Here is a 9,082-nt window from a genome sequence, read left to right on the forward strand (position 1 = left end):
GAACCAGAGGGCACGTTCCCACGCGTTACTCACCCGTCCGCCGCTGACACCCGAAGGTGCCCGCTCGACTTGCATGTGTTAAGCCTGCCGCCAGCGTTCGCTCTGAGCCAGGATCAAACTCTCACGTTGAAGAGATTGATCTGGCCGATCACGTAGTTCTCAGACGGAGCCTCACAATCGACCAAGCAGCGCTTCACAGCGCAACCAGATCGGTGAGCTCAAAAAGAGAAACACGACGATCGGCACTAGTCTCTCACTTGCCGAAGCCAAAGCTCCGACCGCAAGGACAAACGCCGTCCGCGTCTCCCTTCCTCAATTCCAACAATGTCAAAGACCGCGCGGCAGGATCCTGAGACCCGACCTACTCAAGACAAACAGCAAGCTGCCCGGCTTTCCCGCCGGCCAACCCCGCAGATCTGTCAGAAGATGCCTCAGCGCCCGGGCCACTTCCGCGGCCGGCGCCGATGAGCGGTGTATACGCAGCTGGTTCCCGGCCGTCAACAGGGTTGTTCCGGGGTGGAGCCGATTTTCTTGGACTCCGGCCGCGACAAGGGTGTGACAGCCGATTCGGTCCCTACCTCCGATTGTGTCCCCCCTCCCCCGAAGCGTGCCTCAGGCGTCGAGGGTCAGGGTCATCCCGTCATAGGCCGGCGCGACACCCGTCGGCAGGCGCGCCGCCAGGGCCGCGGAATCGAGATCGGTGTGGAGGTTGGTCAGCACCGCCCGCCGGGGCTTGGTCTCGGCGATCAGCGCCAGGGCATCCGAGACGGAGAAATGCGTCGGGTGCGGCGTATCCCTCAGGGCATCGATGATCAGGAGGTCGAGACCGTGGAGCCGCGCCAAGCTCGCCTCCGGAATCAGGCTGACATCGGGCATGTAGGCGGACCGGCCGAACCGGAAGCCCAGGGCCGCCTCGGTGCCGTGCTCCACCGGGAGCGATTCCACCGTGATCGGACCGCCCGGTCCGTCGAGGGTCAGCTCAGGGGGCAGATCGCGCAGGTCGAGGATCGGCGGATAGGCGCTTCCGGGGGGCGTCTCGAAGCAGTAGCCGAACCGCGTGGTCAGCAGCCCCCGGGTGAGCGTGTCGGCATAGACCGGGATGCGCCCGCGCATGGTGATCACCAGGGGGCGCAGATCGTCGATGCCATGGGTGTGGTCGGCGTGGGCGTGGGTGTAGAGCACGCCGTCGAGGCGCTGGACGCCCGCATCGATGAGCTGCTCGCGCAGGTCGGGCGAGGTATCGACCAGCAGCGTAGTCCGCCCTCCCCCGAAGGCGCGCTCGACCAGGATCGAGCAGCGGCGGCGGCGGTTGCGCGGATCCTCCGGATCGCAGGCGCCCCAGCCGCTGCCGACCCGCGGCACCCCGCCGGACGAGCCACATCCGAGGATGCGCAGGTTGAGGCTCGCCGGCGCGGCGCCCGGATCGGTCATGCCGCTTCAGCCTTGTCGAACAGGGCGAAAAAATTCGCCGTCGTGATCCGGGCGAAATCCTCGGCGGACAGTCCCAGGGTCTCGGCCAGCGACCGGGCGGTGTCGGCCGTGTAGGCCGGCTCGTTGGTGCGGCCGCGATGCGGCTCTGGCGCGAGGAACGGCGCATCGGTCTCCACCAGGATCCGGTCCGGCGGCACGCTCCGGGCGATGTCGCGGAGCGCATGCGAGCGCCGGAAGGTGACGATGCCGGAGAACGAGATCGACAGCCCCAGCTCGAGCCCGATTTCGGCCAAGCGCTTGCCTGACGAGAAGCAGTGCAGCACCGCCCGGAAGGGCTTCAGGCCCATCTCGTCGGTGAGCACCCGCTCCATGTGATCGTCGGCATCCCGGGCGTGGATGACCAGGGGCAGGCCGGACAGGCGCGCCGCCTCGATATGGGCGCGCAGCACCCGCTCCTGCACGGCCTCGGGGGCGCCGTCGGGATAGTGGTAGTCGAGCCCGGCCTCGCCAATCCCGACGCAGCGGGGATGCGCCTTCGCGATCCCCGCGATCGTCTCGGCGGACACATCCGGCTCCTCGGCGGCCCCGTCCGGATGGGTGCCGATGGTGAACCAGATCTCGGGATGGGCCTCGGCGATCGCCCGGTAGGTCTCGGCCCGGGCGACCCGGGTCGAGATGGTCAGCATCCCGGTAACGCCCGCGTCCCGGGCTCGGGCGATCACCCCCGGCAGGTCGGCGGCGAAGTCCGGGAAATCGAGGTGGCAGTGGCTGTCGATCAGCATCGTGTCTCGGATCGCTGTCAGGCGGCCGGCGCTTCGGGCCGCTCGAACCGGGGGAAGACCGGGGCCGGGGCGGGCAAGGCGGTGCCGGGGACCAGGCGACCGCCCTCCCCCAGATCGGCGAGGGCGCGCCGGTCTGACGGCACGGCGAGCAGGTCCAGGAGCCTGGACGCTGCCGTAGGCACGAACGGCTGGACCAGGATGCCGAAGGCCCGCAGGGTTTCGAGCGTCGTGTAGAGCACGGCGTTCATCCGGGCCGGATCGGACTTGCGCAGTTTCCACGGCTCCTGGCCGGCGAAGTAGCGGTTGGCCTCGGCCACCACCGCCCAGATCTCGGCCAGCACGCTGTGAAGCGCGAGATCGCCCATCAGCTCCCGGACCTTCCCGGGCAGGGCGTCGGCCAGCGCCAGGAGGGCGCGGTCGGTCTCGTCCAGGGGGCCGGGATCCGGCACCGCGCCGTCGCAGTTCTTGGCGACCATCGAGAGCGAGCGCTGGGCGAGGTTGCCGAGGTCGTTGGCGAGATCAGCGTTGATCCGGCCGATGATCGCCTCGTGGCTGTAGCTGCCGTCGCCGCCGAACGGCACCTCGCGCAGCACGAAGTAGCGCACCGGGTCGACCCCGTAGGTGTCGGCGAGCTCGAACGGGTCGAGGACGTTGCCGAGCGACTTCGACATCTTCTCGCCCTTGGAGAGCAGGAAGCCGTGGCCGAAGACGCGCTTGGGTAGGGGCAGCCCGGCCGACATCAGGAAGGCCGGCCAGTAGACCGCGTGGAAGCGGACGATGTCCTTGCCGATCACGTGCAGGTCCATCGGCCAGAATTTTTGTCGGGGATTCTCCGCGTCGGGGAAGCCGGTGACGGTCAGGTAATTGGTCAGGGCGTCGACCCAGACATACATGACGTGGTTCGGATGCCCCGGCACCGGCACCCCCCAGTCGAAATTGGTGCGGCTGACCGAGAGGTCCTTGAGGCCGGAGCGCACGAAGCTCGCCACCTCGTTCTTCCGGGTTTCCGGCCCGATGAAGTCCGGCTGGTCTTCGTAGAGCTTCAGCAGCCTGTCCTGGTAGGCGGAGAGACGGAACAGAAAATTCTCCTCCTCCATCCACACCACGGGCGTGTCGGTGGCGAGGCTGCGGCGGCTGCCATCCTCCAGCAGGCGGGTCTCGGCCGCGTCGTAATAGGCCTCGTCGCGCACCGAGTACCAGCCGGCGTATTTGTCGAGATAGATGTCGCCGTTGGCCTCCATCCGCCGCCAGATCGCCTGCACGGCTTCGTAATGGCCGGGCTCGGTGGTGCGGATGAAGCGGTCGTAGGCGCAATCCATCCGGTCGGCCATCGCCTGGAAGCGGGCGGCGGTGCCGTCGACATACGCGCGCGGGCTGGTGCCGGCCCGGGTCGCCGCCTGCTGGATCTTGAGGCCGTGCTCGTCCGTGCCGGTGGAGAACAGCACGTCGTAGCCGTCGAGCCGGTGGAAGCGCGCGATGGCATCGGCGGCGATCACCTCGTAGGCGTGGCCGATATGGGGCGCGCCGTTGGGGTAGGAGATCGCGGTCGAGAGGCCAAAAGTCTTCTTGGAGTTCGCCGGGGCGTTGGACGTCACGTCTGTGGTGTTCCGGATGATCGCGAGAGGTTTTTCGCGTTGTCGCGCGGCCGGGGCTGGGACGCAACCGCCGCCGCCGCGCGGACGATCAGGGTTTCAAAAGGTCCGCCACCTTTTGCGGGTCCAGGGTGGAGCCCTGGTCGTCCCGGAAGGCGCAGCTTCTACGAGGCCGCCTCGGCAAGATCCCCGAACAACGACAGCACCACCGGGCGCCGGTCGAGATTGTAGATCGCGGCCTCCCGGGCGGCGCGGCCGAACCGCTCCGCGACCTCGACCAGGGCGGCGAGCCGGGCCGGCGGCTCGTCCCGGCGCCGGTCGAGCTCGGCCGAGACGAAGCGCAGGACCGCATCCTGGGCGGCCTCGAACCGGGCCTCGGCGTCGCGCCCGGCCAGGGTCTCGGCGAGCTTGAGCACCCGGCCCCAGTCGGGGGTGTACGCCCGGGCCAGCAGGGTCTCGACCTCGGCGACGAGGCCGGCCGTGACCGGATCGAGCATCGCCAGGGCCCGGGCGACCGAGCCCTCGCATTGGGCCACCGCCCGGGCCAGGGCGGCCTCGTCGGGCTGCGGGAACGGCTCGGGCAGGCCGCGCACCACCCGGGCGACCGCCTCGGGCGCGAGGGGGCGCAGCATCAGCACCCGGCAGCGGGAGCGGATCGTCGGCAGCAGCCGGCCGGGCTGGTGGGCGAGGATCAGGAACAGGGCGCGGGGCGGCGGCTCCTCCAGGACCTTGAGCAGGGCGTTGGCGGCGTTGGCGTTGAGATCCTCGGCACTGTCGAGGATGCAGACCCGCCAGCCGGAATCGGTGGCCGTCGACGCGAACAGGTCGAGGGCCCGGCGGACCATGTCGACCGAGATCTTGGTCGGCAGCGCCTTGGCGCCGGCGGTGCGGTGGCGGCGCAGGGCGACCAGGTTCGGATGCGACAGGCCCGCGACCTTGCCGGCGACGGGGTTGTCCTCCGGCACGTCGAGCCCGGCCGGCCCGCCGCCCGCGGGATAGGCGAGCAGGCGGCGGGCGACCCGGTAGGCGAGGGTCGCCTTGCCGATGCCGGGGGCGCCGCCGATCAGCCAGGCATGGTGCAGGCGCCCCGCCGCGATCCCGGCCCCGAACGCGTCGGCCGCGGCCTCGTGGCCGACCAGCGCCCGGGTCTCCCGCGGGCGCGGGACGCCGGGGAGGTCGCCGGGCTCGACGTCGTCGGCGGCGCGGTCTGCCAGTCTCATGCGGCCTGTCTCATCGCGCGGAAGCCTGACCACCCGGCACGGGGCGGCAGGCCCTTTGAAGTCCCCGTTTCGCGCGGTTTACACAGACGGGACGGCGGCGCCCACCGCCTCGGGGCCGACTCACGCCGGCCTCGCACGGTGGGCCTCACCAACCCACCCCGCGAAGGCCACACGCGGCCGGAAGTGCAGAGAATGGTTCTCTCTCTGGCATTCTCCAGAACAGCAAACGGCGAGTGGAGCTTGACCCTCCGACTCGCCGTCCACCCGCTGATCTGGGGTTGGCTACACCCGAAAGGGTGAATGCCAGGGATCGGCGGCGGTCACCGCCGGTCCCACTTCCGAATATAGACCCCTCGACACGCCCCGCAAACCCGGATCCGGCCCCTCAGGCGGCGTCGCCCCGGCTTCCTGTCATCGGCAGCAGGCCGGGAAGGCGGGAGGCCACGGTGGCGCGGATCGCGGATTCCACCGCATCGGGGTCGCGGCCGGCATCGATCACCGCGCAGCGCTGCGGCTCGGCCCGGGCGATCGCCAGGAAGGCGTCGCGCAGCCGCGTGTGGAAGGCGAGGGACTCGGCCTCGAACCGGTCGGCCCCCTGCCCCGTCCCGGCGGTGCGCCCGGCCGCGCGGGCGAGCCCGGCCTCGGGGGCCAGGTCGAGGATCAGGGTCAGGTCGGGCCGGGTCGGGCCGACCACGACCCGCTCCAGGGCGGCGACGACGGCCGGATCAAGCCCGCCCGCGGCGCCCTGGTAGGCCCGGGTCGAATCGATGAAGCGGTCGCACAGCACGATCTCGCCCCGGCGCAGGGCCGGGCGGATCAGCCGGTCGAGATGGTCGATCCGGGCGGCGCAGAACAGCAGGGCCTCCGCGAAGGGCCCGTAGGGCTTGGCGACGCCGCCGAGCAGGGCCGCGCGGATTTCTTCGGCCCGGGGTGAGCCGCCGGGCTCTCGGGTCACGCACACGTCCCGCCCCGAGCGCGCCCGCAAGGTCGCGGCCAGGCGGGCGATCTGGGTCGACTTGCCGGCGCCCTCCCCGCCTTCGAAGGTGATGAAGGCTCCCGGAGCGGACTCTTCGACGCGTGGCACGATCACGGGCGCGACTTCACGTCGGATCGGCCGTCCGGTCGCCGGACTTCGCGTCCTTCTTGCCGACGCGGTCGAAGGCCTTTCGCACGAGGCCGGTGCCGAATTCCAGCGCCGCATCCATTGCCCGCTGCGACAGCGTGCCGGGCTCGACCGTGGCGCCGGCGAAGAGCGGCTGGTCGAGGGCGACGGTGTCGCCGCGCTGGATGCGCAGGGTGCCGACCTGCCGGCCCTCCTCCACGGGGGCGACGAGGGGCCCGGTATAGACCACCTTGGCGCTGACCCGGTCGTTGGAGCCGCGGGGCAGCAGGACCCGCACCGGCTTCTTCGAGACCAGAGGCACGGAACCGGCCTCGCCGCCGAACACCGAGGCCTCGGCCACGGTCTCGCCCGTGGCAAAGATCTGCCGGGGCTCGAAGGCGCGGAACCCCCATTCCATCAGCTTGCGCGATTCGGCGGCTCGGTCCCGGGCGGTCTTGAGGCCGGAGACCACCAGCACCAGGCGCTGGCCGTTCTGCACCGCCGAGCCGGTCAGAGCATAGCCGGATTCCTCCAGATAGCCGGTCTTGAGCCCGTCCGCGCCGATATCGAGGGCCAGCAGCGGGTTGCGGTTCTGCTGGCGGATCTTGTTCCAGGTGAACTCCTTCTCGGCGAAGATCTTGTACAGGTCCGGGTAGGTGTCGATGATGTGGATGGCGAGCTTGGCCATGTCCCGGGCCGTGACCTTCTGGTCGAGCGCCGCGTAGCCGGTGGCGTTGCGGAAGGTCGAGTTCGTCAGCCCGATCTCCTTGGCGCGCTGATTCATCAGCCCGGCAAACGCCTCCTCGGTGCCGGCCATGTTCTCCGCGATGGTGATCGCGGCGTCGTTGCCCGACTGGACGATCAGCCCGCGCAGCAGGTCCGACATCTTGATACGGCTGTTGACCTGCGCGAACATCGACGAGCCGCCGCCCCCCGCCCCGCCCCGCTTCCAGGCGTCCTCGGTGACGGTGAACTCGGTGTCCATCGACAGGCGGCCGGATTTCAGCGCCTCGAACACGATGTCGGTGGTCATCAGCTTGGCCATGCTGGCCGGGGAGAACCGCTCGTCGGCGGCCTTCTCGAACAGGACCGAGCCGGAATCGGCGTCGATCAGGATCGCGTGCGGGGCCGCCGTCTGGAAGTTTTGGGCGGCCGCGCCGGCGAGGCCCGCCCCCAGCGCGCAGGCAGCCGCGAGAAGGGTGAGAAGGGTCCTGCGCATCACCGTTCCGTCCCACGCCTGTCGCCCGATTGGAAGACCACCAACCGTATCCGGATAACAAGCGTGACCATATTACGGTTTCAGGGCCGGATCGAACGCGAAATGCCGCATTGCGGGGAAGGGGGGCGCCCCGGCCAGCCTCAGTAGATCCCGGCCAGGCGCGCGTGCCCGGCGCCGGCCGACGCCGTCTTGGTCGGGCTTCCGGCCTTCGCCTGGGCCGGTGCCTTGGCGGCGGTGGCGACCTTGGTGGGCGCCGTACCCTTGGCGGAGGCCGCAGCCTTGGCGGGGATCGCGGCCAGGCCCCTGGCCGGCTCCTTGGCCGGCGCCGCCGCGGAGGCGAGATGCGCCAGGGCAGATTTGGACGCCGGCAGCAGCGCGGCGGGCGCGGCCGCAGCGAATTTCGCGGGAGCGCCGGGCCGGCCTGGGCCGGGGGCCGCACGGAGGGCGACGGCGGTGGGCTTCGGGGCCGCCCCGTGGCCGCTTGCCTGCGCCAAGCCCTGGCCTGAAGCTGGATTGAGGCCGGCAACCTTCACGCCCGCACCCCGGTGCTCGGCGCTCTTGTGCTCGGCGACCTGGACCGGCGCCGGCCGGAAATCCCGCACCTTCTGGGCGGTCGGCTGGACGGCCGCCGGCACCCGCATGGCGGCCGAAGCCAGCACGATCGGGGCACGCACCGGGGCGGGGCGCGGCGCCGGGGCCTCGTCGGTTTGCGCACGCTCGGGAGCCGGCTTGAAGGCCAGGGGCTCGGGGGCCGAGCGGGCGTATCGCTCCGGCTCCTCGGAGGGGCCGAGATCCGCCATCATCACGGTGGAGCGGCCGGCGGGCTGCCCGTCGGTGCGCAGGCTGGCGAGCAGCTTGCGGTCGTCGCTGCCGGCGACCGAGGCCCGGCCGGCATATTCGACCCGCACATGCGCGGTGCCGCGGCGGTGGAAGCCCAGGGCCTCGGCCGCCTCCTCGGAGACGTCCATGACGCGGCCGGCATGGTAGGGGCCGCGGTCGTTGACCCGCACGATCATCGAGGAGCCGTTGTCGAGGTTGGTCACCCGTGCGTAGCTCGGCAGCGGCAGGGTCGGATGCGCGGCGGCGATCGAGTGGCGGTCGAACACCTCGCCGTTGGCGGTCATGCGCCCGTGGAAGGCCGAGCCGTACCAGGAGGCCAGGCCCTCCCGCACGTAGCCGCGGGGATCCTCCTTGGGCACGTAGGTTTGGCCGGCCACGACATAGGGCTTGCCGGTGTAGCGGCGTCCGCCGCCCTTCGGGATCACGTCGCCCTCGTTGTAGAGGCGCGGGCTCGCCTTCACCCCGTATTTCGGGTCGATGCCGTTGCCGGGGCTGAGCTTCTGCTGCTGGGGATTGGTGGCGCAGTTGGCCGTGGCCAGGGCCACGCCCGAGACGGCCAGGAGCCGCAGGGCGAGGCGCGCAGGCCGGGAAAGGGTCGTGCGCACCATGTCGGGGATCACCAAACTCTACGCGGGACCATGGCCGGTAAACGGACCGGCACCGGCCGCGCCATTGGGCTCAGCCGGTCCACCCAGAATTGTATGGGTCACGTAAAGGAAGCCTGAACGATGTCGGCTGCGGCGCTCATCCCCTGCCCGTTCGATGGACCGTTTCCTCGCTCGACGCATGAGGATTTTCGATCAACCCATTGATCGAGGAAAAAATTTCAGTTTTCAAAAGGTCCGAGACCTTTTGCGGGTCCAGGGCGGAGCCCTGGTGTCAGGCGTCGCCCGATG

The 9,082-nt window shown here is 70.5% G+C and carries 7 protein-coding genes and 1 rRNA gene; all 8 read right to left on the reverse strand.

Annotated features, from left to right (window positions below):
• A 16S ribosomal RNA gene (locus MKL11_RS10055) occupies positions 1 to 129 on the reverse strand; the annotation flags it as partial.
• 483 nt (positions 130 to 612) lie between these two features.
• Positions 613 to 1,431, reverse strand: coding sequence for an MBL fold metallo-hydrolase (locus MKL11_RS10060; protein WP_243942755.1), 819 nt, complete (start codon positions 1,429 to 1,431; stop codon positions 613 to 615).
• Positions 1,428 to 2,213, reverse strand: a complete 786-nt coding sequence (locus MKL11_RS10065) for a TatD family hydrolase (protein ID WP_243942757.1) — start codon at positions 2,211 to 2,213, stop codon at positions 1,428 to 1,430. Before MKL11_RS10065 ends, MKL11_RS10060 begins: the two co-directional genes overlap by 4 nt.
• A gap of 17 nt (positions 2,214 to 2,230) precedes the next feature.
• Complete coding sequence (metG, locus tag MKL11_RS10070) at positions 2,231 to 3,808, reverse strand: methionine--tRNA ligase (protein ID WP_243942759.1); 1,578 nt, start codon at positions 3,806 to 3,808, stop codon at positions 2,231 to 2,233.
• A 161-nt stretch (positions 3,809 to 3,969) separates the two neighbouring features.
• The gene (locus MKL11_RS10075; protein ID WP_243942761.1) at positions 3,970 to 5,025 is read right to left on the reverse strand and encodes a DNA polymerase III subunit delta'; all 1,056 of its coding nucleotides are present in this window, start codon (positions 5,023 to 5,025) and stop codon (positions 3,970 to 3,972) included.
• Between the two features lie 385 nt (positions 5,026 to 5,410).
• Positions 5,411 to 6,115, reverse strand: a complete 705-nt coding sequence (gene tmk / locus MKL11_RS10080) for a dTMP kinase (RefSeq protein WP_243942763.1) — start codon at positions 6,113 to 6,115, stop codon at positions 5,411 to 5,413.
• Between the two features lie 10 nt (positions 6,116 to 6,125).
• On the reverse strand, positions 6,126 to 7,346 hold the full coding sequence (locus MKL11_RS10085; RefSeq protein ID WP_243942765.1) for a D-alanyl-D-alanine carboxypeptidase family protein: 1,221 nt from the start codon (positions 7,344 to 7,346) through the stop codon (positions 6,126 to 6,128).
• Between the two features lie 140 nt (positions 7,347 to 7,486).
• A complete protein-coding gene (locus tag MKL11_RS10090) occupies positions 7,487 to 8,794 on the reverse strand; it encodes a septal ring lytic transglycosylase RlpA family protein (RefSeq protein ID WP_243942767.1) in 1,308 nt (435 codons plus the stop codon).
• Between the last annotated feature and the right edge of the window lie 288 nt (positions 8,795 to 9,082).

Source organism: Methylobacterium sp. J-077 (genome assembly GCF_022829365.1).
Taxonomy (GTDB): domain Bacteria; phylum Pseudomonadota; class Alphaproteobacteria; order Rhizobiales; family Beijerinckiaceae; genus Methylobacterium.